Below are 301 nucleotides of genomic sequence, written 5' to 3' on the forward strand. Positions count from 1 at the left end.
CTCGTCGAAGCTGGTGATGAAGGAGAAGATCGCCGCCGCGATCATCCCGGGTGCCGCCAGAGGGAAGGTGATCTTCCGGGCGATCGTGAGCCGTCCGGCACCCATGCTGGCCGCTGCGTCCTCCAGCCGTTCGTCGATCCCGCGCAACGTCGCGATCAGGATCAGCACCGCGATCGGCGAGGCGAGCACGGTGTGGCCGAGCGCGATGGCGATCGGGCTGCCCAGCATCGCGGCCGGCTCGAAGAACAGGAACAGACCCAGTGCGGTGACGATCTGGGGGATGACCAGGGGTCCGAGGACC

General features: G+C 67.8%; 1 protein-coding gene. It reads right to left on the bottom strand.

The features are described 5' to 3' along the window. A partial coding sequence (locus tag OO68_RS41900; RefSeq protein WP_033314761.1) for an ABC transporter permease occupies window positions 1-301 on the bottom strand: 301 nt, incomplete at both ends.

The sequence above is a fragment of the Streptomyces iakyrus genome, assembly GCF_000717055.1.
Classification (GTDB): Bacteria; Actinomycetota; Actinomycetes; order Streptomycetales; family Streptomycetaceae; genus Streptomyces; species Streptomyces iakyrus.